The organism is Micromonospora sp. NPDC049048, from assembly GCF_043197615.1.
Lineage (GTDB): Bacteria > Actinomycetota > Actinomycetes > Mycobacteriales > Micromonosporaceae > Micromonospora.
In genome coordinates, this window is the sequence record NZ_JBICTM010000002.1 from 466,915 (window position 1) to 490,821 (window position 23,907).

General features: G+C 72.7%; 21 protein-coding genes, 1 tRNA gene and 1 pseudogene. 5 read left to right on the forward strand and 18 right to left on the reverse strand.

The features are described from left to right. Positions 1-8: 8 nt before the first annotated feature. From ACGFIG_RS07530 to ACGFIG_RS07545, 4 genes are all read right to left on the reverse strand, one after another. Positions 9-1,820, reverse strand: coding sequence for a glycoside hydrolase family 13 protein (locus ACGFIG_RS07530; RefSeq protein ID WP_393000250.1), 1,812 nt, complete (start codon positions 1,818-1,820; stop codon positions 9-11). A gap of 131 nt (positions 1,821-1,951) precedes the next feature. Beyond that, entirely contained in the window at positions 1,952-2,869 is a 918-nt protein-coding gene (locus ACGFIG_RS07535) for a sugar ABC transporter permease (protein WP_393001367.1), read from the reverse strand. A 5-nt stretch (positions 2,870-2,874) separates the two neighbouring features. Continuing rightward, positions 2,875-4,515: an ABC transporter permease subunit gene (locus tag ACGFIG_RS07540; protein WP_393000252.1), complete on the reverse strand. Its 1,641-nt coding sequence runs from the start codon at positions 4,513-4,515 to the stop codon at positions 2,875-2,877. Beyond that, entirely contained in the window at positions 4,515-5,768 is a 1,254-nt protein-coding gene (locus ACGFIG_RS07545; RefSeq protein ID WP_393000254.1) for an extracellular solute-binding protein, read from the reverse strand. The genes ACGFIG_RS07540 and ACGFIG_RS07545 overlap by 1 nt, the downstream gene beginning before the upstream one ends. Before the next feature lie 202 nt (positions 5,769-5,970). On the opposite strand from ACGFIG_RS07545, the gene ACGFIG_RS07550 reads away from it, so the two are divergent. The 3 genes and pseudogenes from ACGFIG_RS07550 to ACGFIG_RS07560 form a co-directional block, all read left to right on the forward strand. Beyond that, complete coding sequence (locus ACGFIG_RS07550) at positions 5,971-7,059, forward strand: LacI family DNA-binding transcriptional regulator (protein ID WP_393000256.1); 1,089 nt, start codon at positions 5,971-5,973, stop codon at positions 7,057-7,059. A 187-nt stretch (positions 7,060-7,246) separates the two neighbouring features. Further along, the gene (locus ACGFIG_RS07555; RefSeq protein ID WP_393000258.1) at positions 7,247-8,881 is read left to right on the forward strand and encodes a glycoside hydrolase family 13 protein; all 1,635 of its coding nucleotides are present in this window, start codon (positions 7,247-7,249) and stop codon (positions 8,879-8,881) included. 103 nt (positions 8,882-8,984) lie between these two features. Further along, positions 8,985-9,080, forward strand: a pseudogene (locus ACGFIG_RS07560) (hypothetical protein); the annotation flags it as partial. Positions 9,081-9,102: 22 nt separating this feature from the next. On the opposite strand, the gene ACGFIG_RS07565 reads toward ACGFIG_RS07560, so the two are convergent. The 6 genes from ACGFIG_RS07565 to ACGFIG_RS07590 all read right to left on the reverse strand — a co-directional run bounded on the left by ACGFIG_RS07565 (position 9,103) and on the right by ACGFIG_RS07590 (position 13,715). Further along, complete coding sequence (locus ACGFIG_RS07565; RefSeq protein ID WP_393000260.1) at positions 9,103-9,546, reverse strand: hypothetical protein; 444 nt, start codon at positions 9,544-9,546, stop codon at positions 9,103-9,105. Between the two features lie 161 nt (positions 9,547-9,707). After that, the gene (locus ACGFIG_RS07570; RefSeq protein WP_393000263.1) at positions 9,708-10,094 is read right to left on the reverse strand and encodes a GntR family transcriptional regulator; all 387 of its coding nucleotides are present in this window, start codon (positions 10,092-10,094) and stop codon (positions 9,708-9,710) included. After that, positions 10,091-11,014: a YihY/virulence factor BrkB family protein gene (locus tag ACGFIG_RS07575; protein WP_393000265.1), complete on the reverse strand. Its 924-nt coding sequence runs from the start codon at positions 11,012-11,014 to the stop codon at positions 10,091-10,093. The genes ACGFIG_RS07570 and ACGFIG_RS07575 overlap by 4 nt, the downstream gene beginning before the upstream one ends. Positions 11,015-11,025: 11 nt before the next feature. Beyond that, entirely contained in the window at positions 11,026-11,583 is a 558-nt protein-coding gene (locus ACGFIG_RS07580; RefSeq protein ID WP_393000267.1) for a 2'-5' RNA ligase family protein, read from the reverse strand. Positions 11,584-11,630: 47 nt separating this feature from the next. Beyond that, positions 11,631-12,656, reverse strand: a complete 1,026-nt coding sequence (gene trpS, locus ACGFIG_RS07585) for a tryptophan--tRNA ligase (protein WP_393000269.1) — start codon at positions 12,654-12,656, stop codon at positions 11,631-11,633. A 33-nt stretch (positions 12,657-12,689) separates the two neighbouring features. Beyond that, positions 12,690-13,715 (reverse strand): hemolysin family protein, encoded by a 1,026-nt coding sequence (locus tag ACGFIG_RS07590; protein ID WP_393000271.1) that lies wholly within the window; start codon positions 13,713-13,715, stop codon positions 12,690-12,692. Positions 13,716-13,890: 175 nt separating this feature from the next. Here ACGFIG_RS07590 and galE point away from each other — a divergent pair, with 175 nt between their 5' ends. Both galE and galK read left to right on the forward strand, forming a co-directional pair. After that, positions 13,891-14,874: a UDP-glucose 4-epimerase GalE gene (gene galE, locus ACGFIG_RS07595; RefSeq protein ID WP_393000273.1), complete on the forward strand. Its 984-nt coding sequence runs from the start codon at positions 13,891-13,893 to the stop codon at positions 14,872-14,874. Further along, positions 14,871-16,031: a galactokinase gene (galK, locus tag ACGFIG_RS07600; RefSeq protein WP_393000275.1), complete on the forward strand. Its 1,161-nt coding sequence runs from the start codon at positions 14,871-14,873 to the stop codon at positions 16,029-16,031. Before galE ends, galK begins: the two co-directional genes overlap by 4 nt. An 85-nt stretch (positions 16,032-16,116) precedes the next feature. Here the strand turns inward: galK and ACGFIG_RS07605 are convergent, their stop codons facing one another. From ACGFIG_RS07605 to ACGFIG_RS07640, 8 genes are all read right to left on the reverse strand, one after another. Beyond that, positions 16,117-17,454, reverse strand: coding sequence for a sulfate adenylyltransferase subunit 1 (locus tag ACGFIG_RS07605; RefSeq protein ID WP_393000277.1), 1,338 nt, complete (start codon positions 17,452-17,454; stop codon positions 16,117-16,119). Continuing rightward, entirely contained in the window at positions 17,454-18,365 is a 912-nt protein-coding gene (gene cysD, locus ACGFIG_RS07610; RefSeq protein WP_393000279.1) for a sulfate adenylyltransferase subunit CysD, read from the reverse strand. The genes ACGFIG_RS07605 and cysD overlap by 1 nt, the downstream gene beginning before the upstream one ends. Positions 18,366-18,445: 80 nt before the next feature. Next, the gene (locus ACGFIG_RS07615; RefSeq protein WP_393000281.1) at positions 18,446-19,276 is read right to left on the reverse strand and encodes an inositol monophosphatase family protein; all 831 of its coding nucleotides are present in this window, start codon (positions 19,274-19,276) and stop codon (positions 18,446-18,448) included. A 102-nt stretch (positions 19,277-19,378) separates the two neighbouring features. Beyond that, positions 19,379-19,969 carry an aminoacyl-tRNA hydrolase gene (pth, locus tag ACGFIG_RS07620; protein WP_393001369.1) on the reverse strand — a complete coding sequence of 197 codons (591 nt, stop codon included), beginning with the start codon at positions 19,967-19,969 and terminating at the stop codon, positions 19,379-19,381. A 105-nt stretch (positions 19,970-20,074) separates the two neighbouring features. Further along, a complete protein-coding gene (locus tag ACGFIG_RS07625; RefSeq protein ID WP_366640891.1) occupies positions 20,075-20,764 on the reverse strand; it encodes a 50S ribosomal protein L25/general stress protein Ctc in 690 nt (229 codons plus the stop codon). A gap of 423 nt (positions 20,765-21,187) precedes the next feature. Continuing rightward, positions 21,188-22,168, reverse strand: a complete 981-nt coding sequence (locus ACGFIG_RS07630; RefSeq protein ID WP_334605438.1) for a ribose-phosphate diphosphokinase — start codon at positions 22,166-22,168, stop codon at positions 21,188-21,190. A gap of 55 nt (positions 22,169-22,223) precedes the next feature. Further along, positions 22,224-23,759: a bifunctional UDP-N-acetylglucosamine diphosphorylase/glucosamine-1-phosphate N-acetyltransferase GlmU gene (gene glmU, locus ACGFIG_RS07635; RefSeq protein ID WP_393000283.1), complete on the reverse strand. Its 1,536-nt coding sequence runs from the start codon at positions 23,757-23,759 to the stop codon at positions 22,224-22,226. A gap of 74 nt (positions 23,760-23,833) precedes the next feature. Beyond that, positions 23,834-23,904: transfer RNA gene (locus ACGFIG_RS07640), tRNA-Gln, on the reverse strand. Between the last annotated feature and the right edge of the window lie 3 nt (positions 23,905-23,907).

Genomic DNA, 23,907 nt, shown 5'->3' on the forward strand with positions numbered 1-23,907 from the left:
GGCAGGAGTCAGGAAACCCGCCAGGCCTGGAAGGTGGGGCCGTCCGCCGGGAGGGTGACGGCGCCGTCGGCGTCGGGCCGCAGGGCGGGGGCACCGCCGTACAGGTTCTCGGCCGCCCGCAGGCCGGTCAGGCGCAGCGGCTCGCCGGCGGCGCGACGGGCCAGCACCAGGATCGAGCCGGTCGGGGCCTCGCGCAGGAAGACCAGCGTGTCGGCGTCGGCGTGCAGCCACCGCAGGCCGCCGTGGCGCAGCGCGGGCTCCGCGCGGCGCAGCCCGACCAGCGCCCGGTACGCGGCGAACGTCGCGCCGTCCCAGCTCTCCGGCCGGTGCCACGGCATAGGGGTACGCGACCCCTCCCCGTTGGTGCCGGTGAGGCCCAGCTCGTCACCCGCGAAGATCATCGGGGTGCCGGGCATGGTGGCGAGCAGGCCGGCGGCGACCTCCTGCCGTGCGGCGTCGCCGACCACCGTGCGGATCCGGGCGGAGTCGTGCGACCCGAGCAGCTGCCACGAGTGGGTGTACGACCGCCAGGAGATCAGCGAACGGTAGGCGTCCATGGTGGCGAGCACCGCGTCCGCGTCCCGGCGCACCACCCCGCCCGGGGTGCCGAGGAAGTTCGGCACGCTCTGGTCGCCGTGGCGCAGCCAGGACCAGACCGGGTCGGTGAAGCCGACGTAGTTCATGGTGCCGTGCCAGCCGTTGCGGTCCAGGTCGCCCGTGTGGTCGTGGCCGTGCTCGGCCATCAGCAGAGCGTCGGCCCGGGTCCGGGCGACCACCTCGCGCAGCAGCGCCGCCACCTCGTGGGTGTACGCGTCGGCGCCCCGCCGCCCGGTCATGTTCGCCACGTCCACCCGCCAGCCGTCGAGCGCGTACGGGGGGCGCAGCCAGCGGCGCAGCAGCGAGTCGTCGGCGGTGGCGAAGCGCCGGCGCAGCTCGGCGCTGCCCCAGTTCAGCTTCGGCAGCGACCTGACCCCGTTCCAGGACTCGTAGTCACCGGTCACCTCGTCGAAGTAGTACAGCTCCCGCTCGGGCGCGGACACGTCGGAGGCGGCCCGGGTGAACCACTCGTGCGCGTCGCCGGTGTGGTTGCTGGTGATGTCGCCGAGCAGCCGCCAGCCCCGCGCGCGTACGGCGTCGGCGAGGCGGGCCAGCGCGGCGTCCCCGCCGAGCAGCGGGTCGACGGTGTCGAAGCTGGCCGCGTCGTAGCGGTGGTTGGAGCGGGCCGGGAAGACAGGGGTCAGGTAGACGGTGTTCACGCCGAGGCGGTCCAGGTGGTCCAGCCGCTCGGCGACACCGTCCAGGTCGCCGCCGTAGAACTGCCGGGGCGTCTCGGGCCCGCGCCCGATGACGGGGGTGTCCCAGTCGCACGGGATGGCCCAGTCCGGCAGCTCGCGGCCCACGGCGGCGGCGGAGCGGGCGAACCGGTCGGGGAAGATCTGGTAGATCACCGCGTCGCGGGCCCAGGCGGGCGGCGGGGCGTACGTGACCAGCTTGAAGTCGCCGTGGTCGGGCACGTCGTGGCGCACCACGCCGGCGGCGTTCAGCCAGCGGTGGCCACGGCTGCCGGTGAGCATGAACCGGTAGTTGCTGACCGGGTTGCGGGCCTCGACGGGGACCCGCCACCAGACGTCGCCGCCGTCGGTGCGGTCGACGACCGCCTCGGTGAACCGGGGCTCGCCGTCGCCGGTGGTGCGCACGTGCACCTGCCGGACGTCGGCGCCGGCCGGCACCCGGACGAAGACGTCGACGACGTCGCCGAGCGCGGGCTCCTGCTCGGGGACGTACAGGGCGGATCCGTCGTGGTGCGGCAACAGGGACATGGTGGTGCCTTTCGCGTCGGTCGGACGGGGAGAGAGGGGTCTCCCGCCGCGGTCGGTTCCCCGACCGCGGCGGTCGATCCGTGACTGCTCCGGTGTACGTCGGACGCCGACGCCCTTGCCGCAGCTCTGTTTCAGCCCTTGACGGCTCCGGCGGTCAGGCCGGAGACGATGTAGCGCTGGACCATCTGGAAGACCAGCACCGTGGGGATCGCGGTGAGCAGGGTGCCCGCCGCGAAGATCCCGAAGTTGTTGTTGCGCTCGCCGGCCACCAGGCCGAACATGCCGACCGCGAGCGTCTTCGACTCGCTGTTGGTGAGGAAGACGTTCGCCATCAGGAACTCGTTGATGGTGCCGATGAAGGCGAGCAGGCCGGTCACCGCCAGGATCGGCGCCACCAGCGGCAGCATGATCCGGAAGAAGACCTGGGCGTGGCTGGCGCCGTCCATGGTGGCCGACTCGTCCAGTTCCCGGGGGAGCGTGTCGAAGAAGCCCTTCATCAGCCAGGTGTTCACGCCCAGCGCGCCGCCCAGGTAGAGCAGCAGCAGGCCCCACGGGGTGTTGAAGCCGATCGCCGGCCACAGGTCGGTGACCGTCGTGAAGATCAGGAAGATCGCCACGATGGCCAGGAACTGCGGGAACATCTGGATCAGCAGGAGCGAGAGCAGCCCGACCCGGCGCCCGGCGAAGCGCATCCGGGAGAAGGCGTACGCGGCCAGCGCCGAGAGGAAGACCGACGCGAACGAGGCCACCCCGGCGATGAGCAGCGAGTTGAGGAACCACCAGCCGAACGCCGTACGGTCGAACAGGTTCGTGAAGTTCTCCACCGACGCCCCGGTCGGCACCAGCTCCGTCGAGGAGAGCGTGCCGAGCGGGTTGAGTGCCGCCGAGAGCACGAACAGGATCGGGAAGAGGCTGAACGCGACGGCCAGTACGCCCACCAGGTGCCGCCAGCCGACCTGGGCGAACCACCGGTTGCGGCCCCGGCCCGCGGTGCGGTTGGCGGCCGGGGCGGCGCCGGTCGCGCCGCCCGCGACCGGAGTGCCGTGCAGCGCGGTCACGAGTACACCTCCTCCTGCTTACGGGTGCGCCGGAAGCTCACCGCCGACACCACCGCCACGACGGTGAAGATGAAGATCGACACCGCCGCCGCCAGGCCGAACTGGGCGCCCTGCGCGCCGAAGGCCAGCCGGTACGTGTACGTGATCAGCAGGTCGGTCGCCCCCGCGGTCGGGTTGTCCGCCGGGAAGGGGCCGCCCTCGGTGGTCAGGTAGATCGCGTTGAAGTTGTTGAAGTTGTACGCGAACGACGCGATCAGCAGCGGGGAGAGCGCGACCAGCAGCAGCGGCAGGGTGACCGACCGGAACGACTGCCACGGCGACGCGCCGTCGACCGAGGACGCCTCGGTCAACTCCTTCGGGATGGCCTGGAGCGCGCCCGTGGCGACCAGGAACATGTACGGGTAGCCGAGCCAGAGCTGCACCAGGATCACCGCGGCCCGGGCCGACCACTCCTGGCCGAACCAGTCCACCCCGAGCCCGAACAGGTTGTTGATCAGGCCGAAGTCGGTGTTGAACATGTCCCGCCAGACCAGCAGCATCGCGAAGGACGGCATGGCGTACGGCAGGATCAGCAGGATGCGGTAGAAGTTGGTGCCGCGCATCCGTGGCGAGTGCAGGGCCAGGGCGATGAACATGCCCAGGAGGAACGTGCCGCCGGTGGAGCCGATGGCGAAGGCGAAGTTCCACAGCAGCGTGCCGAAGAACGGCTCCGAGATGGCCGGATCGGTGAGTACCCGGGAGAAGTTCTTCAGCCCGACGGCGACCTTCCAGCCCTGGGCCAGCCGCTCGCCGTCGGCGGCCACGAAGGCGCCGGTCGCCTCGTCCGCCGTCCAGGTCCTGCCGGTCTCGGTGTCCCTGACGCAGTCGCAGCCGGCGTCGTACGCCCGGACCGCCTTGCCCTCGTAGGCGCGGGACAGGCCGGCGGAGCGCAGCGCGCCCCCGGACGTCGGCACGACCAGGTCGGTGATCTCCTGGCTGCGGGCGCTGGCCTGGCCGAAGTTGAGCACCGTGTAGCCGTCGGCGGCGGTGACCTTGCCGCCCGGGGCCACGGTGACGCCGGCCGGGTCGAGCTGGCGCAGCCCGGCGGCGTCGCCGGCCGAGACGGTGCCGGTGCCCGGGTCGCTGACCAGGAAGACGAGCGGTCCGGTCGCCGGGTCGCCCTGGGTGGCGACGGAGAGGGCGTACTCGGTGGAGCCGGGCACCTGCTTGACCGAGGCGGTCTGGATGGCGACGACGGCGTCCTCCTTGGTGCCCCGGTGGCCGTCGCCGAAGTTCGTGAAGGCGGTGCTCGCCGTGTAGAGCACCGGGACGATCTGGAACGCGATCAGGAAGAGCGTGCCGGGGACCAGGTACTTCGCCGGGACGTGCCGGCGGGTCAGGTAGAGGTAGAAGAGCCCGGCGGTGGTGGCGGTCAGCAGGGCCAGCCCGGCCCACTTCTCGGCCTCGATGAGCGGGAAGGCCGCCCAGACCGCGATCCCGGCGGTCAGGCCGAGCAGGAGCACCTTGACGAGCAGACCCGTCACGGTGATCGGCGCGTGGTGCCGCGCGGCGCGGGGCTTGCCCGGGAGCCCGGGATCGACGGGCTCCCGGCCCGGGGGCTGGGTGGCAGCCCCCGGGCCGGACAGCGACGTGCTCATTACTTGATCTGGGCGGAGATCGTCTTGCCGGCCGCGGTGATCGTCTTGGCCGGGTCGGCGCCGCCGATGATGGCGGCCTCGGCCTTGCCGAACGGGTCCCAGATGGTGGCCATGGCCGGGATCGCCGGGAGCACCTGCCCGTTCTTGCCGGCCTCCTGGAACTTGGCCAGGTCCGGGTCGGTGCCCTTGACCTGGTCGAGCGCGGCGGTCAGCGCCGGCGGGCGGGGCTCGGCGTTGTAGAGCGCCACGGCCAGGTCGGTGGTGGTGACGTGGTTGGCCACGAACTCCTGGGCCAGGGCCTTGTTCTTGCCCTTGGAGGCCACGTAGAACGCCTGCACGCCCACGAACGGCTGGGCCTCCTTGCCACCGGCGAAGCCGGGGACCGGGGAGATGTCGTAGGAGATGTTGGCCTTCTTGGCGTCCGCGATGGCCCACGGGCCGGAGACCAGGTAGGCGCACTTCTTGCCGGTGAACGTGGCGATCGAGTTCTCGCCGGTGATCGAGCGCTTCAGCGCGCCGTCGCCCTTCTCACCGAGCTTGGCGATCTTCTGGAAGGCCGCGATCGACTCGGGCTTGCCCACGCCCAGGTCCTTCGGGTCGTAGTCGCCGTTGGGGGCCGTGCCGAAGAGGTACCCGCCGGCGGAGGTGTAGAGCGGGTAGATGTGGTAGGCGTCGCCGTTCTGGCCGGACTGGAGGCAGAGGATCTCGCTGGCCTTCTTCTCGGCCTTGAGCTTCTTGCCGGCGGCCACGAGGTCCTCGATGGTCTTCGGCGCCTCGGGGGCCAGCTCGGTGTTCCGGATCAGCGCCAGGTTCTCCATGGCGTAGGGCACGCCGTAGATCTGACCGTTGAACGTGACGGCCTTGACCGCGGTCTCGTTGAAGCCGCTCTTCTGCTCGGCGGCGAGCTGCACGGGGTCGATGGCGCCGTTCTGGACGAGGTTGCCGATCCAGTCGTGCGCGCCGACGACGACGTCCGGGCCGCTGCCCTGCTGCGAGGCGGTGACGAAGTTGGTCTGGAGGTCCTTGGAGACGGCCTGGACCTCGACCGTGACGCCGTTCTCCTGGCCGAACTTCTCGGCGAACGGCTTGAGGGCGGCGGTGCGCTTGTCGTCGGCCCAGATCACCAGCTTGCCACCGGTGGCGGCCTTGGTGGATTCCTTCGCGGCCGGTTCGTCGCTGCTGTCGCTGCCGCAGCCCGAGGCGGCGAGCGCCAGGCCGAGGACGGCGACCACACCCGCGGTACGGATGCGCATCGGTACTCCTGTCGTCATGGCGGCACGCCGGGGGAAGGGCGTTCCCGCCAGTGGAAACCTCTCGAAAATTTCTTGCCAACCGGCGCCCGGCGTGCTGCGCCGCTGCTCTCGCGTGTTGCGGGGACGTTAGCAAGAGGTTTCAGAGAATGGAAGGGCTTGCAGAAGTGTACGCAAGAAGTTGCCCGTGAGCTAAAGTGCGCCCATGCGCGCTCGACTGTCCGACATCGCCCAACAGGCCGAAGTCAGCGAGGCCACGGTGTCGCGGGTGCTCAACGACCGCCCGGGAGTGGCGCCCGAGACCCGGCAGGCCGTACTCACCGCCCTCGACGTGCTCGGCTACGAGCGCCCGGCCCGGCTGCGCAAGCGCAGCGCCGGGCTCGTGGGCCTGGTGGTGCCCGAGCTCGACAACCCGATCTTCCCCGCCTTCGCCCAGGTGATCGAGTCGACCCTGGCGCAGAGCGGGTTCACCCCCGTGCTCTGCACCCAGACCCCCGGCGGGGTCACCGAGGACGAGTACGTCGAGATGCTGCTGGACCGGCAGGTCTCCGGGATCGTCTTCGTCTCCGGCCTGCACGCCGACACGGCCGCCAACCACGACCGCTACCGGGCCCTGATCGCCCGCCCGCTGCCCGTCGTGATGATCAACGGGTACGCGCCCGGCATCCCCGCGCCCTTCGTCTCCTGCGACGACGGCGAGGCCACCGAGCTGGCCGTGGCCCATCTCGTGGCGCTCGGGCACCGTCGCATCGGCCTGATCACCGGCCCCGACCGGTTCGTGCCGGTGCAGCGCCGGGTGGCCGGCTTCCGGGCCGCCACGGGCCGGCTGCTCGGCGTCAGCGAGGGCGGCCTCGACGAGCTGGCCGAGCTCTCCCTGTTCGGTGTGGAGGGTGGCGAGGCCGCCGCCGCCCGGCTGCTGGAGCGCGGCGTCACCGGCATCGTCTGCGGCTCCGACCTGATGGCGCTCGGCGCGATCCGGGCCGCCCGGCAGCGCGGCATGTCCGTCCCGGGCGAGCTGTCGGTGGTCGGCTACGACGACTCCCCGCTGATGGCCTTCACCGACCCACCGCTGACCACCATGCGCCAGCCGGTCGCCGCGATGGCGGTCGCCGCCGTCCGGGCCCTGGTCGACGAGATCAACGGGCACGCCGCCCCGCACTCGGAGTACGTGTTCCGCCCGGAGCTGGTGGTGCGCGGCTCCACCGCGGTCGCCCCCACCGCCGCCGCGCCGCCGGCCCCGGGCGGCGCCACCCGGCAGCGCCCCACCCCGTCCGCGCTCGTCGTCCCGGCCTGACCGCTCACCCTTCCCCGTGAAACAGGCGGGCGAGGGCCGTCAGTTCGCCGCCCGGCCGATGCCATTTCTTGCGCAAGAACTGCTTGACTCTTGCAGTAGCGAGCGGCATTCTGCTCAGACACCACTCCGCACCCCGCGTCACGCCGGGTGCCGCCCTCCCGCGCCACAGAAACGGGGAACGCCACCGATGACCGTCAGCAACCCCTCGCCGCTGACCTCCGACGACGACTGGTGGCGCTCCGCGGTCGTCTACCAGGTCTACGTACGCAGCTTCGCCGACTCGAACGGCGACGGCGTCGGCGACCTCCAGGGCATCCGCGAGCGCCTGCCGTACCTGCGTGACCTCGGCGTGGACGCGCTCTGGCTGACCCCCTTCTACACCTCCCCGATGATCGACGGCGGCTACGACGTCGCCGACTACCGCGACGTCGACCCGATGTTCGGCACCCTCGCGGACTTCGACCACATGATCACCGACGCGCACGCCCTCGGCCTGCGGATCATCGTCGACCTGGTGCCCAACCACACCTCCAGCGCGCACCCGTGGTTCCAGGCGGCGCTGACCGCCGGGCCCGGCTCCCCCGAGCGCGCGCGCTACCTCTTCGCCGAGGGCAGGGGCGAGAACGGCGAACTGCCCCCGAACGACTGGGAGAGCATCTTCGGCGGCCCCGCCTGGACGCGGATCGACGACGGCCAGTGGTACCTGCACCTGTTCGACCCGGCCCAGCCGGACCTGAACTGGCGGCACCCGGAGGTGCGCGCCGAGTTCGAGGGCGTCCTGCGCTTCTGGCTCGACCGGGGCGTGGACGGCTTCCGGATCGACGTGGCGCACGGCATGATCAAGGCCGAAGGGCTGCCGGACGTCGGGTTCAACTCGATGACCACCGGTCAGCGCCAGGCGGAGCTGCTCGGCAAGGGCCGGCTCCCCTACTTCGACCAGGACGAGGTGCACGAGATCTACCGCGCCTGGCGGCCGATCCTGGACAGCTACCCGGGCGGCCGGATGGCGGTCGCCGAGGCGTGGGCCGAGACCCCGGAGCGCCTCGCCCGCTACATCGGCCCGGACGAGCTGCACCAGGCGTTCAGCTTCGACTTCCTCGACGCGACCTGGTCGGCCGACTCGTTCCGCAAGGTCATCGACACCGCCCTGGCCGAGGCGACCATCGTCGGCGCCCCCACCACCTGGGTGCTCTCCAACCACGACAAGAAGCGGCACGTCACCCGCTACGGCGACGGCGCCGAGGGCCTGCGCCGGGCGCGCGCGGCCAGCCTGCTGATGCTGGCCCTGCCCGGGTGCGCCTACCTCTACCAGGGCGAGGAGCTGGGCCTGCCGGAGGTGCTCGACCTGCCGGACGAGCTGCGCCAGGATCCGGCGTTCCTGCGCACCGGCGAGAGCCGGGACGGTTGCCGCGTACCGATCCCGTGGAGCGGCGAGCTGGCCCCGTACGGCTTCGGGCCGGCCGGCAGCGAACTGAGCTGGCTGCCGGCGCCGGCGACCTGGCGGGACCTCTCGGTCGCCGCCCAGACCGGCGTGCCCGGCTCGACGCTGGAGCTCTACCGCACCGCGCTGCGGATCCGCCGGGAGCACCCGGCGCTGGCCGCCGACGCGGGCGGAGTCACCTGGTTGGAGGCCGGGCCGGGCGTGCTCGCCTTCAGCCGCGCCGCCGGCGACACCGTGCTGACCTGCGTGGTCAACATCAGCGGTGCCCCGGCCCTGATCGACGGGTACGGCACGCCGATCGCCGCCAGCGAGCCGCTCACCGGGCAGGGCTCCGGCCATCTGCTCGGAGTCGACGCGGCAGCCTGGTTCGAACGGCGCTGAGCGGGTAACCCGTCATCGACCTGGTCGTCCGTTGTGCCCCGTGCCGACGGGCGACTGGGCAACGACCCCTTGTGGTGGGGGGTGAGGTGGCGCCGGCGCCTCCGGAGTCCGCTCCGGTGGCGCCGGCGTCCTCGACGTGCTCGCCGACCCGGAGGGCAACGAGTTCTGCGTCCTGCACCGGCCCCCGGTCCGCCCCTGAGCCGTCGCCGGGGGCCGCCGGCTCAGGCCGGCTCTCCGGTCAGCTTCGCGGCGATGCGGCGGAAGCCGGCCCGCAGCTCGGCCTCGGTGGGCGGGGCGACCGGCTCCGCGTGGTCGGCCTCCTCGGCCGCCGCCTCCAGTTCGTCGTCGATGGTGTCCTCGAAGTCGCCGTAGAGGTCGGCCCCCTCGATCTGTGCCGCCTCGTCCTCGGCGGCGATCTGCGCCGCGGCGATCTCGCCCCGGATCTCCTCGGCCGAGACCGCCGGCAACAGCGGCTCGACCACCGCCATCAGCTGTTCCTCGGCCACGATCGCCTCGGCGAGCGCGAGGGCGTGCGGCCGCTCGTAGGGGCCGCACACCACCGGCTCCCACTCGTCGGCGTCGCCGAGCGGGCCGAAGGTGATGATCCACGGCAGGCCGAGCATCGGCGAGTCGTCCGGCAGGTCCAGTGTCACGAGTGCGCCCACGCGCCCATCATGTCCACGGCGCCGGACGCCCGGGAAGCCATTCCCGCCATTCCCCCTCCCGCGCACACGTCGGCACGGGCTCCGTCAGGCCGGTCGCCGTGCCCACGCCGAACCGGCCTCCGCTGGTCGACACCCGCACGGGCAGGTGGCACGGGGCGCCGTCAGGCCGGTCGCGCCGCGTCCAGCGCCGCGCGGACCAGGGCGAGCGCCGCCGACGGCGGCACTCCCAGCCCGGCGGCCTCGGCGGCGTAGTCGGCCGCCATCCGCTGCAACCGGTCCGTCGCATCATCGCGGCCGGGTGCGACGAAGGTGCCGTGCCGGCCCCGGGTCTCCAGCAGACCGGCCGCCTCCAGCTCCCGGTAGGCCCGGGCCACCGTGTTGACCGCCAGCCCGAGGTCGGCCGCGAACTGTCGGACGGTCGGCAGCCGGGTGCCCACCGCCAACCGGCCCGTCCCGATCTGCGCCGCGAGCTGCCCACGCACCTGCTCGTACGGCGGGACCGCCGAATCCGGGTCGACCGAGACGCGTACGCCCGCTCCCCCGCTCATCCGGCCCCGCCCGGAGTGCCGGGGTCCGTGTCCGCGTCCAGGTCGGCCGGCGCCGGGCCCTCCGCCAGGTCCACCACCCGGCCGCGCGGGCTGGTCGCGGCCAGTGCCGCGCCGAAGAGCACCAACTGGTTGAGCAGGTAGAGGTAGAGCAGCAGCCCCACGGCGCCCGCCACCACCGTGTACGCCGGGTTCCGCTCGGTGCGCACCACGTAGAAGCGCCCGACGGTGTTCAGCAGCGTGATGCCGACCGCGACCAGCAGTACCACCGGGCGCAGCCGGGACCGGCTCATCCGCAACCTCGGCACCGCCACCAGCAGCAGGGTGGCCAGCACCGCGTTGACCAGCACGCTGAGCACCGCGCTGATCGTGGTCAGGCCGACCGAGCCGGTGCTGCGCAGCAGGAAGCGCAGCAGCGACTCCAGGGCGTCCACCGCCGCCACCGAGACGCCGAGCAGCACGAAGATGGCCACCAGTACGCCGAGGTCGACCAGGCGGCGGACCACCAGGTTGCCGGGCTGCTGGTTGAGCCCGTACATGAGCCGCTGGGAGGAGCGGATGGCCTCCACCCAGCCGATCCCGGTGAACGCCAGGATGATCAGACCGACCACCCCGACCGTGCCGCTGCTGTCGGCGATCTGCACCGGGTCGAGGAACGGCAGGTTCTCCCGGAGGAAGTCCGCAGCGGCCGCGCTGACCTCGTCGTTGTCCTCCAGGATGGCCCCGAAGATCGAGTACCCGACCAGCGCCAGCGCGAACACCGCGAAGAAGCCGTAGTAGGCGATCGCGGCGGCCAGCCGCCCACCCAGCACGTCGGTGTAGAGCACGCCGGCCCGCCACAGGTGGTCGGCCGCGCCCCACCGGCGGCGGGCGGCGCTGATCCGGCTCTCGATTCCCGCCTCGACACGGCCCAGCACGTTCACGCCGGGACCGCTCAGCCGCCCAGCCGGAAGTCCCGGCGCGGCTGCAACCGGGTCTGTCCGCTGTGCGAGAAGAGGGTGAACGCCTCCACCTCGAACAGCGCCGAGAAGTCCGCCAGGTCCTCGTACGCCCGGTCCAGCGCCTCCGGCGCGACGTCCTGGGCGACCGTGACGTGCGGGTGGTACGGGAAACGCGTCTCGCGGCGCAGTTCGGGGGCGGCCTGGATCGCGGCGGCGAGCAGCTCGCACTCGCTGATCCCGGCGGCCACCGCCACGAAGACGACCTGGGTCACCGGCCGGAACGTGCCGGTGCCCCGCAGGTGCAGGGTGAACGGCAGGTGGGCGGCGGCGACCGCGTCCAGGTGCCGTTCCACGGCCGGCAGCGCCGCCACCGGGATCTCGGTCGGCCCGAGCAGGGTCACGTGCGCGGGCACGGCCCTCGGGTCGCCGGCCTCGACCCGCCGCCGGGTGAGCATCCCGCCCCACGGCTCGGGGATGTCCACCGCGATGCCGATCTCGATGGTGTCACCGGCGTCCGGCGCCCCGTCCCTGCGATCCACGCTGTGCGTCATCCCTCCGGCCACCGACCCGTCCGCCCTTCACCCGCCGTGCCGGGGCGCTACTCGCCGCGCACCGGCGGGAAGAAGCCCACCCGCTCGTACACGGTGCGCAGCGTCGCGCCGGCGAGCACGCGGGCCTTCTCCGCGCCGGCGGCGAGCAGCTTGTCCAGCTGTGCCGGATCGTCGAGGTAGGCCCGGGTGCGTTCCTGGATCGGGCCGACGAACTCCCGCACCACCTCGCCGAGGTCCTTCTTCAGGTCGCCGTAGCCCTTGCCGGCGTACGCGGCGACCAGGTCGTCGACGCTCCGCCCGCTCAGCGCGGAGTAGATCGTCAGCAGGTTGGAGATGCCGGGCTTGGTCTCGGTGTCGAAGACGATCTCCCGCCCGGTGTCCGTGACCGCGGAGCGGATCTTCTTGGCCGAGCGGGCCGGATCCTCCAGCAGGTTGATGATGCCGGCCGGCGACGAGGACGACTTCGACATCTTCGCCGTCGGGTCCTGCAGGTCGGTGATCTTCGCGGTGTCCTTGACGATGTGCGGCGCGGGCACCGTCAGGGTCTGCCCGAACAGCGAGTTGAACCGCTGGGCCAGGTCGCGGGAGAGCTCCAGGTGCTGGCGCTGGTCCTCGCCCACCGGCACGGCGTTCGCCTGGTAGAGCAGGATGTCGGCGGCCTGCAGGATCGGGTAGGTGAACAGGCCGACGCTCGCCCGCTCGCCGCCCTGCTTCTGCGACTTGTCCTTGAACTGCGTCATCCGGCTCGCCTCACCGAACCCGGTGATGCAGCCCAGCACCCAGGCGAGCTGCGAGTGCTCGGGCACCTGCGACTGCACGAAGAGCGTGCTGCGCTCCGGGTCGAGGCCGACGGCGAAGAGCTGGGCGGCGGCCATCCGGGAGCGCTGCATGAGCGTCTTCGGGTCGTGCCCGGCGGTGATCGCGTGCAGGTCGACGACGCAGTAGTAGGCGTCGTGGGTGTCCTGCAACGCCACCCAGTGCCGCACGGCGCCCAGGTAGTTGCCGAGGTGGAACGAGTCGGCCGTCGGCTGGATGCCGGAGAAGACGCGGGGGCGGGCGGGAACGTCGGGCATGGCGGCAATTCTGTCAGCAAGACCCGGTGCGCGTCATGACGGGCCGGCGGGTCGGCTCCGCCCGACCGGCGACGGGGCGGCGACCTCGCGTCGCGGCTCCGGCAGGCGTACGGCGGAGACCGTGAGCCGGGCCACCCGTCGCCCCTCGATCGTGAGCACCCGCAGCAGCCAGCCGCCGGCCGGGTCGTCGGGTTCCGCGCCGCCGTCGCCGGGCGGGCCGGGGGTCACCGCCACCTCGTCGCCGGCGACCGGCAGCCGGCCCAGCGCGGCCATCACGAAACCGCCGACCGTCTCGTACGGGCCGGGCGGCAGGCGGACCCCGGTGTGCTCGGCGAAGTCGGCGAGGTTGAGCCGGCCGTCCACCACGGCGGGCAGGCCCGCGTGCACCAGGTCGGGGTCGGTGTCGTACTCGTCGTGGATCTCCCCGATCAGTTCCTCGATGAGGTCCTCCAGGGTGACGATGCCGGCGGTGCCGCCGTACTCGTCGACGACCACGGCCAGGTGGTGGCGCTCCCGGCGCATCTCGCTGAGCGCGGCGAGCACCCGTTTGCTGCCGGGCAGCCGCTTCACCTCCCGGGTCAGCTCACCGACGGTGGTGCAGGGGTCGAGGTCGGGGCGGAGCAGCACGTCGCGCAGGTGCACGAAGCCGACCACGTCGTCGTGGGTCCCGTCCACCACCGGGTAGCGCGTGTGGGTCTCGGCCCGGACCAGCCGCTCCGCCTCGGCGATGGTGAGCCGGGCGGAGAGGAAGACGACCTCGGTGCGCGGCATCATCACCTCCCGGATCAGGCTCGCGCCCGCGACGAGCACCTCGTCGATGATCCGGCGCTCGACCGGGTCCAGCAGCGTGTTGGCGGCGACCAGGTCGCGCAGCTCCGCCTCGCTGATCCGCTCCCGGCCGGCCGCCGGGCTGGCGCCGAGCAGGGCCGTCACCGCCCGGGTGGCGGCGTCGGCGGCGCGCACCACCATCCGGGCGACGGCCCGGGGCAGCGGCCCCGGTTCGCGGCGTGGCCGGCTCGGGGCGCGTCGCCGCTGCCCGGGAGCACCCGCTTCCCGCATGACATCGATGGTAGACAGTGTCGGGCCGGCCGGCTGCCCATGTGCGACTCTGTTCGGACATGAGGGATCATGATGGGACGGCAAGCCGCCGGAGGGCGGTCACCACGCGACGGCCGGCCGTAGGGTGATCACGGGCACGGGCCGCGACCGGGCGGCCGGGCGGGAGGAGACCGACGTGAAACTGCTCGTCACCGGCGGCGCCGGTTTCATCGGCAGCGTGGTGACCCGGATGCTGCTGGACGCCGGCCACGAGGTGGTGGTTCTCGACGACCTGCGCACCGGCCACCGGGAGGCGCTCGCCCCCGACGCGACGTACGTCGACGCGCCCGTCCACGACGCCGCGCGGGTGCTCACCCCCGGCGCGGGATTCGACGGGGTGCTGCACTTCGCCGCGCTGATCGCCGCCGGCGAGTCGATGGTCCGGCCCGAGCTGTACTGGCGGGTCAACACCGTCGGCTCGATCGCCCTCATCGACGCCGTCCGCGCCGCCGGGGTGCCCCGCCTGGTCTTCTCCTCCACCGCCGCCGTCTACGGCAACCCCACCGAGCTGCCCATCCCGGAGACCGCCGTCAAGGCCCCCACCAACACGTACGGCGCCACCAAGCTCGCCGTCGACATGGCCCTCACCTCGGAGGCGATCGGGCACGGCCTGGCCGCCGTCTCGCTGCGCTACTTCAACGTGGCCGGCGCGTACCTCGACGGCGACGTCGCGCTCGGCGAGCGGCACGACCCCGAGACCCACCTGATCCCCATCGCGTTGGAGGTGGCCGCCGGCCGGCGGGAGAAGCTCCAGCTCTTCGGCGACGACTACCCGACCGTCGACGGCACCTGCGTGCGCGACTACATCCACGTCGCCGACCTGGCCCGCGCCCACCTGCTGGCGCTCGGCGCGGCGACGGCCGGCCAGCACCGGATCTACAACCTGGGCAACGGCAACGGCTTCAGCAACCGGCAGGTGGTCGACGTGGTCCGCGAGGTCACCGGGCACCCCGTGCCGGTCGAGGTCGCGCCACGCCGCGAGGGCGACCCCGCCGAGCTGGTCGCGTCGTCCGCGCTCGCCCGCGAGGAACTGGGCTGGGAGCCGCGGAAGCCGACCCTGTCCGACATCGTCACCGACGCCTGGGCCTTCTACCGCACGCACGTCGCGGGGCCGCGGTGAGCGACGACGTCGCGGCCCGCGCCACCGCCGTCTTCCGCTCGGCGTACGGCGAGGCGCCCGCCGGCCGCTGGGCGGCTCCCGGCCGGGCGAACCTCATCGGCGAGCACACCGACTACAACGACGGCTTCGTCCTGCCCTTCGCCCTGCCGCTGCGCACGGTGGTGGCCGCCGCCCCGCAGCCCGGCGCCACCTGGACGGTCCGCTCCGAACTCACCGGCGAGACGGTCACCTTCGGCGCCGACGAGGTCGCCGAATCTGGCCGGGTCACCGGCTGGGGCGCGTACGTGGCCGGGGTCCTCTGGGCGCTGCGGGAGGCCGGGCACCCCGTGCCCGGGGCGCGGCTGGCGATCGCCTCCGACGTGCCGCTCGGCGCGGGGCTGTCCTCCTCGGCCGCGCTGGAGGCCGCGGTGCTGGCCGCCCTGGCCGACCTGGGCGGGCTCGAGCTGCCCGCCGCGCGGCGGCCCCGGCTGGCCCAGCGGGCCGAGAACGACTACGTGGGCGCGCCAACCGGGATCATGGACCAGTCGGCGGTGATCCGCTGCCGCGCCGGGCACGCCCTCTTCCTGGACTGCCGCGACGAGTCCGTCGAGCACGTCCCGTTCGACCTGGACGCCGCCGGCCTGGCCGTGCTGGTGGTCGACAGCCGGGCTCCGCACCGGCACGCCGACGGCGAGTACGCCGCCCGCCGCGCGTCCTGCGAACGGGCCGCCCGGCTGCTCGGCGCCGCGGCGCTGCGCGACGTCCCCGCCGACGGGCTGGCCGACGCCCTGACCCGGCTCGACGACCAGGAGACCCGCCGCCGGGTGCGGCACGTCGTCACCGAGAACCAACGGGTCCTCGACACCGTCGCGTTGCTGCGCGCCGGCCGGGTACGTGAGATCGGCCCGCTGCTGACCGCCTCGCACGCCTCGATGCGCGACGACTTCGAGATCACCGTCCCGGAGGTCGACACCGCCGTCGAGGCGGCCCTCGCCGCTGGCGCGCTCGGTGCCCGGATGACCGGCGGCGGCTTCGGCGGCTGCGTCCTCGCCCTGGTCGACGCGGAACGGGCCGACGCGGTCGCCGCCGCCGTCACGGCCGCCTACGCCGAGCGGGGCTTCGCCGCACCCGGCCACGTCACCGTCCGGCCCGCCCCGGGTGCCACCCGGCTGGACTGAGCCGGGACTCCCTCCGCCGGGCCGGGCGCGGGACGCGAGACGGCTGGGCCGCATGCCGCGGGCGGGCCGGCGCCCGCCCGCGGGATCACTGGGCTTCGACGATCATCCCCGCGCCGACGGTACGGTTGGTGGTCTCGTCGATGATCACGAAGCCGCCGGTGGTGCGGTTGCGGCGGTACTCGTCGGCGAGCAGCGGCACGGTGGTCCGCAGCCGTACCCGGCCGATCTCGTTGAGCCCCAGCCCGCCCGCGGACTCGTCGCGGTGCAGCGAGTTGATGTCCAGCCGGTAGTGCAGCGCCCGCACGATCGCCCGCGCCGAGCGGGTGGTGTGCTTGATCGCGTACTTCCCGCCGACCTGGAGCGGACGGGTCTCGTCCATCCAGCAGACCATCGCCTCGATGTCCTGCGACACCGTCGGGGCGTTGTTCGGGCGGCAGATCATGTCGCCCCGGGAGATGTCGATCTCGTCTTCGAGGCGTACGGTCACCGACATCGGCGGGAACGCCTCCGCGACCGGCCCGTCGGCGGTCTCCACCGCGGCGATCCGGCTGGTGAACCCGGACGGCAGCACCATCACCTCGTCGCCCGGCTTGAGCACCCCGGAGGCGACCTGCCCGGCGTAGCCCCGGTAGTCGGTGACGGTGGTCGACTGCGGGCGGATCACGTACTGCACCGGGAAGCGCACGTCGACCAGGTTGCGGTCGCTGGCGATGTGCACCCGCTCCAGGTGGTGCAGCAGCGACGGGCCCTCGTACCAGGGCATGTTCTCCGACCGGGCGACGATGTTGTCGCCGCGCAGCGCGGAGACCGGCACCACGGTCAGGTCGGGCACGTCGAGCTTCGCGGCGAAGGCCGTGAACTCGTCCGCGATCCGCTCGAAGACCTCCTGCGAGAAGTCGACCAGGTCCATCTTGTTGACGCAGAGGACCAGGTGCGGCACCCGCAGCAGCGAGCAGAGGAACGCGTGCCGGCGGGACTGCTCGACCAGGCCCTTGCGGGCGTCCACCAGGATCAGCGCCAGGTCGGCCGTCGACGCCCCGGTGACCATGTTCCGTGTGTACTGGATGTGCCCCGGGGTGTCCGCGATGATGAACTTCCGCCGGGGGGTGGCGAAGTAGCGGTAGGCCACGTCGATCGTGATGCCCTGCTCGCGTTCGGCCCGCAGGCCGTCGGTGAGCAGCGCCAGGTTCGTGTACTCGTCGCCCCGCGCGGCGCTGACCGCCTCGACGGCGGCGAGCTGGTCGGTGAAGAGCGACTTCGTGTCGTAGAGCAGCCGGCCGATCAGGGTCGACTTGCCGTCGTCCACGCTGCCCGCGGTGGCGAAGCGCAGCAGGTCCATCGGCCGGATCTCCGGCCCGGCCCCGGCGGCGGCCCGGCCGTCCGTCGTGTTCGCGCCGTCCGGGGCGACGGTCTCGGTGCTCATCAGAAGTAGCCCTCCCGCTTGCGGTCCTCCATGGCGGCCTCGCTGACCCGGTCGTCGCCGCGGGTCGCGCCGCGCTCGGTGATCCGGGTGGCGGCGACCTCCTCGATGACCTTCTCGACCGTGTCGGCGTCGGAACGGACCGCCGCGGTGCAGGACGCGTCGCCCACCGTGCGGTAGCGCACCCGCGCCTTGAACCGGTCCTCGCCGGCCCGGGGACGGAAGAACTCGTTGACCGCGTAGAGCATCCCGTCGCGCTCGACCACCTCGCGCTCGTGCGCGTAGTAGATCGACGGCAGGGCGATGCGCTCACGGGCGATGTAGTGCCAGACGTCCAGCTCGGTCCAGTTGGACAGGGGGAAGACGCGGATCGACTCGCCCGGGTGGTGGCGGCCGTTGTACAGCGCCCACAGCTCCGGGCGCTGGTTCTTCGGGTCCCACTGGCCGAACTCGTCGCGGAAGCTGAACACCCGCTCCTTGGCGCGGGCCTTCTCCTCGTCGCGCCGGGCGCCGCCGAAGAGCGCGTCGAAGCGGTGCTTCTCGACCGCCTCCAGCAGCACCGGCGTCTGGATCCGGTTGCGCATCCCGTCGGCCGACTCGCGCACCAGCCCGCTGGCCAGCGCCTCCGGCACACTCGCCACCACCAGTTGCAGCCCCAGCTCGGCGACCCGCTGGTCGCGGTATTCGAGCACCTCGGGGAAGTTGTGCCCGGTGTCCACGTGCATGACCGGGAACGGGATGTTGGCCGGGGCGAACGCCTTCTGGGCCAGCCGGAGCATCACGATCGAGTCCTTGCCGCCCGAGAAGAGCAGCACCGGCCGCTCCATCTCGGCGACCACCTCGCGCATCACGAAGATGCTCTCGGCCTCCAACGCGTCGAGGTGCGACACCTGGTAGGCGGCGGGGGCGGTCATGACACGGGCTCGTTTCGCTCGAATCCGCTCATCGTATTCCAGACCTTTCCGGTCGGGCATGCCAAGAAGTGCCGCTCAGGCTACCCGGAATGCCGCTGCAGCGCTGCAAGCAACCGACTGGCGAGATCCGCACGGCAGACCAGCAGGTCCGGCAGGCGCGGATCCGCCTCGTTGTATCTCAGCGCAGAACCGTCGATCCGGGAAGCGTGCAGCCCCGTGGCCGTCGCCACAGCGACCGGCGCGGCCGAGTCCCACTCGTACTGGCCGCCCGCGTGGATGTAGGCGTCCACCTCACCGGTGACGACCGCCGCGATCTTCGCCCCGGCCGACCCCATCGGCACCAGGTGCGCCCCGACATCCTCCGCCAGGTCGGTCAGGAACACCGGCGGCCGGCTCCGGCTCGCCGCCAGGCGGATCGTCCGTCCGCCGGGTGCCGCCGCCTCCACCGTCGCCTGCGGGTACGCCGGCGGATAGTCGGTGCCCAGCACCCGTTGCTGCGCCGGCAGCCCGACCGCGCCCGCGACCAGCCCGTGCGGCGTCGGCGCCGTACGCGACCAGAGCGCCACGTGCACCGCCCAGTCCGAACGGCCCTCCTCGGAGAACTCCCGGGTACCGTCCAACGGGTCGATGATCCACACCCGGTCGGCGGTCAGCCGGGACACCGCCTCGGCGTTCACCTCAGCCGCCCACGCCAGCCGCGAGCCCTCGTCCTCCTCGGAGAGGACCGCGTCGTCCGGCCGCCACTTCGCCAGCTCCGTACGGATGAGGTCGTGCGAGACCTTGTCGCCGGCCGAACGCAACGCCCCCGCGTCCGCGAAGCCCATCTCGGCGCGCAGGCCGAGCAGCGCCTGACCGGCCCGGGCCGCCAGCCACCGGGCGAAAGCCCCGTCGATCGTCGGAGGACTGCCCATGCTCCTGCTCCCGTCGCCTCGCCACGCCGCGGCACGCCGCGCCGACGATCCGCCCCGGCGGTCGCCGCGCGCCGAAAGGCGAAGACTACCTGGCCCCGGCGCTCACACCCCGTGGTAGAGGTTCTGCGTCGGCTCCACGCCCCTGGTGATCACCGACTCCACCACGTCCGCGACCCGGTCCACCAGGAACTCCAGCTCCTTGCGCTCCGCCGCGCCGAAATCCGACAGTACGTAGTCCGCCGGGTCCTGCCGCCCCGGCGGCCGGCCGATGCCGAACCGCACCCGGACGTAATCCTTCGTGCCCAGCGACTTCGACATCGACCGCAGGCCGTTGTGTCCGCCCTCGCCGCCGCCGCACTTCACCCGGACCTGCCCGTAGCCGATGTCCAACTCGTCGTGCACCGCGATCACCCGGCCCGGCGGCACCTTGTGGAACTGGGCCAGGCCGGCCACCGGCCCGCCGGAGAGGTTCATGTACGTCAGCGGCTTGACCAGCACCAGCTTCGGCCCGCCGAACCCGAGCCGCCCCTCGGCGACCTCCGCCACCGCCCGCTTGTGCCGGCCGAACCTCGCGCCGAGCCGACCCGCCAGCAGGTCGGCCACCATGAAACCGACGTTGTGCCGGTTGCCGGCGTACTCCCGACCCGGGTTGCCCAGGCCGACCACCAGCCACGGCCCCGCCTCGTCCGTCACGCCCCGCCCCTCCCGCTGCTCGCCCTCGCTCATCCGCCCGGACACCGATACGCCGACAGGCGCCCCCGACCGCGCGGGGACGCCTGTCACGACGATGCGAACCGATCAGGCCTCGGTCTTGGCCTCGGCGTTCTCCTCGCCCTCGGCGGCCGGAGCCTCGGCGCCCTCGGCGGTCTCCTCGCCCACACCGGCCTCGGCCTCCTCGGCGGCCTCCTCGACCTCGGGGAGGGTGGCCTCGAGCTGCTCGGCGGTCGGCGCGGCGGTCACCGAGGCGACGGTCTGCTCCGCGTCGGCGGCCAGCTCGACGCCGGCCGGCAGCTCCACGTCGGCGGCGGTGACCTGCGTGCCGGCCTCCAGGCCCTCAATCGAGGCCTCCAGGTGGTCCGGCACCTTGGTCGCGTCGGCGGTGACCGACAGGGTGTCGTGGTCGTGCACGATCAGGGTGTCCTTCGCGGCCTCACCGGTCAGCTGGACCGGGACCTCGACGGTGACCTTCTCGCCCCGGCGGACCAGCAGCAGGTCCACGTGCTCGAAGGTGTCCTTGATCGGGTCACGCTGGATCGCCTTCGGCAGCGCGAGCACCTGGGTGCCGTCGCTGACCTCGATCGCGAAGAGCTGGTTGGCGCCACCCTTGCGGATCGCGGCGGCGAACTCGCGGGACGGCAACGCGATGTGCTTCGGCTTCTCGCCGTGGCCGTACAGCACGGCGGGCACCTTGCCGGCCCGGCGGGTACGACGGGCACCACCCTTGCCGAACTCGGTACGGGGCTCGGCGCTGATCTTTACCTCGGACACGGGGAAACTCCTGATGCTTTCGCTGCTGGCGGCTTGTCGTCTGGCGGTGCTGGGGCGAGGGGCTCGCTGGGGCTCATGCGTCGAGAACGACTGCCCGGAGCACCGCGTCGATGACGGTGCCTCCGTGCGGCGCTTCTCAGCGGCCCGCCGGGCACCCTCGCCGTGGCAACCGCACCAGTCTACCCGAGCTGATTCCGCGCGTTGCGGCAGTCCCCTTATCACCGTTCCCGCCGGCCCGCAGGGCGAACCGGGCCCTCCCGGCGGCACCCTCCCACGGGCGCCGCACCACGCGCCGGAGGGCGGACGCCCGGTCGCGGGGCTGGTCTCCGCGTCGGCGTCGGCCCACGCGGCGACACGGCTGACGCCCGGACCGCCGACGCCCGGACCGGGGGCGGTCACGCCGCCCGGCCCGGCGTCAGACGGTCAGCTCAGGCCACCGAAGAGGGTGGTCACCGAACCGTCGTCGAAGACCTCGCGGATCGCCCGCGCCAGCAGCGGCGCGATCGACAGTACGGTGATCTTGTCGAGCTGCTTCTCGGGCGGCAACGGCAGCGTGTTGGTCACCACGACCTCGCTGATCGGGCTGTTCTTCAACCGCTCGGTCGCCGGGTCGGAGAGCAGCGCGTGGGTCGACGCCACGATCACGTCGGCCGCGCCGGACTCCCGGAGGATGTCCGCCGCCTTGCAGATCGTCCCACCCGTGTCGATCATGTCGTCGACGATGAGGCAGACCCGCCCCTCGACCTCGCCGACCACCCGGTTCGCCACCACCTGGTTCGGCTTCAGCGGGTCCCGCGTCTTGTGGATGAAGGCCAGCGGGCAGCCGCCCAACCGGTCCGTCCACCGCTCGGCCACCCGCACCCGGCCCGAGTCGGGCGCGACCACCGTCATCGGGCGGCCGTCGTACTTGTGCTGGACGTACTCGGCGAGGATGTCCATCGCGAAGAGGTGGTCGACGGGGCCGTCGAAGAAGCCCTGGATCTGGGCGGTGTGCAGGTCGACGGTGAGGATCCGGTTCGCCCCGGCCGTCTTCAGCAGGTCCGCCACCAGCCGGGCCGAGATCGGCTCCCGGCCGCGGTGCTTCTTGTCCTGCCGGGCGTACGGGTAGAACGGCAGGACCACCGTGATCCGCTTCGCCGAACCGCGCTTCAGCGCGTCGATCATGATGAGGGTCTCCATGACCCACGTGTTGACCCCGTGCGTGACGGACTGCACCACGAAGGCGTCCGAACCGCGTACCGAGTCCTTGAACCGTACGAAGATCTCACCGTTGGCGAACTCGTACGCGTCGGCCGGCGTCGGCGCGACGCCGAGCACCTCACCGATCTCCTTGGCCAACTCCGGAAAGCCACGTCCGGAAAAAAGCATCAGGCTCTTGCGGTTTTCGGCGACGATGCTGCCCATGGGCCCGTCTGCTCCCGTTGGTCGGTGGTACCCGGCGGTGGTGGTGGGCCGGGGACTATTCGGTTGCAGTATCCCCCGCCCCCGAGGCCGACCTGACCGGCTCGGCATCCCCGTGGATTGCCTCACCTTCACTTGCCCCGGACCCCGGCGCCGACGCACCCTCATCAGCCGTTCGAGCCCGCTCGGCCGCCTCCGCGGAGGCCGTACCGGCCCGCTTGCGGGCCACCCAGCCCTCGATGTTGCGCTGCGGCGCCCGGGTCACCCCCAGCGCTCCCGGCGGCACGTCCTGCGCGATCGCGCTGCCCGCCGCCACGTACGCCCCGGCACCCACCTCGACGGGGGCGATCAGGCTGGTGTCGCAACCGACGAACGCGGCCTCGCCGACCGTGGTGCGGTGCTTGTTCACCCCGTCGTAGTTCACGAAGATCGTCGCCGCGCCGATGTTCGCCTTCGCGCCGATCGTCGCGTCCCCCACGTACGACAGGTGCGGCACCTTCGCGCCCGCGCCCACCTCCGAGTTCTTCACCTCGACGAACGTGCCGACCTTGGCCTTTTCCGCCAGCCGGGCGTCCGGGCGCAGGTACGCGTACGGCCCGACGCTGGCGCCCGGGCCGACCTCCGCGCCCACCGCGTGGCTGCGCAGCACCGTGGCGCCCGGACCGACGACCGTGTCGATCAGCGTCACGTCCGGCCCGACCACCGCGCCCGTGCCGACCACCGTGCCGCCGCGCAGCTGGGTGTTCTGGTCGACCACGGCGTCCCGGTCCAGGGCGACCGTCACGTCGATCCAGGTGGTCTCCGGGTCGAGCAGGCTGACCCCGGTACGCATCCAGGCCTCGTTGACCCGGTCGCGCAGCAGCCGGCGCAGTGCGGCCAGCTCGACCCGGTCGTTGCAGCCCAGCGTCTCCACATGGTCCGCCGCCACGTGCACCGCCACCGGCTCACCGGCCGAGCCCAGCAGGGCGAAGACGTCGGTCAGGTACTCCTCGCCCTGGTCGTTGTCGGTCGACAGCTTGCCCAGCGCGTCGCGCAGCCGGGCGGCGTCGAACGCGTAGATGCCGGCGTTGATCTCCCGGATCGCCCGCTGCGCGCTGGTGGCGTCGCGCTCCTCGACGATCTGTTCGAGCCGCCCGTCGGCGTCGCGCACGATACGGCCCAGGCCGGTCGGGTCGGGCACCTCGGCGGCGAGCACGGTCGCCGCCGCCCCCGCACCCTCGTGCGCCTCGACCAGCGCGGCCACCGTCTCGGGGCGCAGCAGCGGCACGTCGCCGTTGATGACGACCACGGTGCCGGTGGCGTCCGGCGCGGCGTCCAGCGCGATCCGGACGGCGTGCCCGGTGCCGAGCTGCTCGGCCTGGAGCACCGGGGTGGCCCCGGGGGCGATCTCCGCCAGGTGCGCGCGGACCTGGTCGGCACCGTGCCCCACCACGACCACCGTGCGGTCCGCCGCCAGGGGCGCGGCGGCGGCGAGCACGTGACCGACGAGGGTACGGCCGAGCAGCGGATGCAGCACCTTGGGCAGCGCCGACTTCATCCGCTTGCCCTCACCGGCGGCGAGCACGACAACGGTGCGGAGGTGGGGCTGGGACACGACACGGGCTCCCGTCGGGACGGCGAACAGTCTCGCGGCCATGCTAACCAGACATCGCCTGGGACGAGCGGAAGCTCCCGGGAGAGGACTCGAACCCCTACAATCAGGACCAAAACCTGACGTCCTGCCATTAGACGACCCGGGAAGG

Coding starts and splice junctions, on each gene's coding strand:
- ACGFIG_RS07530 (WP_393000250.1), bottom strand. CDS start 1,820: ATGTCCCTGTTGCCGCACCACGACGGATCCGCCCTGTACGTCCCCGAG.
- ACGFIG_RS07540 (WP_393000252.1), bottom strand. CDS start 4,515: ATGAGCACGTCGCTGTCCGGCCCGGGGGCTGCCACCCAGCCCCCGGGC.
- ACGFIG_RS07545 (WP_393000254.1), bottom strand. CDS start 5,768: ATGCGCATCCGTACCGCGGGTGTGGTCGCCGTCCTCGGCCTGGCGCTC.
- ACGFIG_RS07550 (WP_393000256.1), top strand. CDS start 5,971: ATGCGCGCTCGACTGTCCGACATCGCCCAACAGGCCGAAGTCAGCGAG.
- ACGFIG_RS07555 (WP_393000258.1), top strand. CDS start 7,247: ATGACCGTCAGCAACCCCTCGCCGCTGACCTCCGACGACGACTGGTGG.
- ACGFIG_RS07570 (WP_393000263.1), bottom strand. CDS start 10,094: ATGAGCGGGGGAGCGGGCGTACGCGTCTCGGTCGACCCGGATTCGGCG.
- ACGFIG_RS07580 (WP_393000267.1), bottom strand. CDS start 11,583: ATGACGCACAGCGTGGATCGCAGGGACGGGGCGCCGGACGCCGGTGAC.
- trpS (WP_393000269.1), bottom strand. CDS start 12,656: ATGCCCGACGTTCCCGCCCGCCCCCGCGTCTTCTCCGGCATCCAGCCG.
- ACGFIG_RS07590 (WP_393000271.1), bottom strand. CDS start 13,715: ATGCGGGAAGCGGGTGCTCCCGGGCAGCGGCGACGCGCCCCGAGCCGG.
- ACGFIG_RS07605 (WP_393000277.1), bottom strand. CDS start 17,454: ATGAGCACCGAGACCGTCGCCCCGGACGGCGCGAACACGACGGACGGC.
- cysD (WP_393000279.1), bottom strand. CDS start 18,365: ATGACCGCCCCCGCCGCCTACCAGGTGTCGCACCTCGACGCGTTGGAG.
- ACGFIG_RS07615 (WP_393000281.1), bottom strand. CDS start 19,276: ATGGGCAGTCCTCCGACGATCGACGGGGCTTTCGCCCGGTGGCTGGCG.
- ACGFIG_RS07630 (WP_334605438.1), bottom strand. CDS start 22,168: ATGGGCAGCATCGTCGCCGAAAACCGCAAGAGCCTGATGCTTTTTTCC.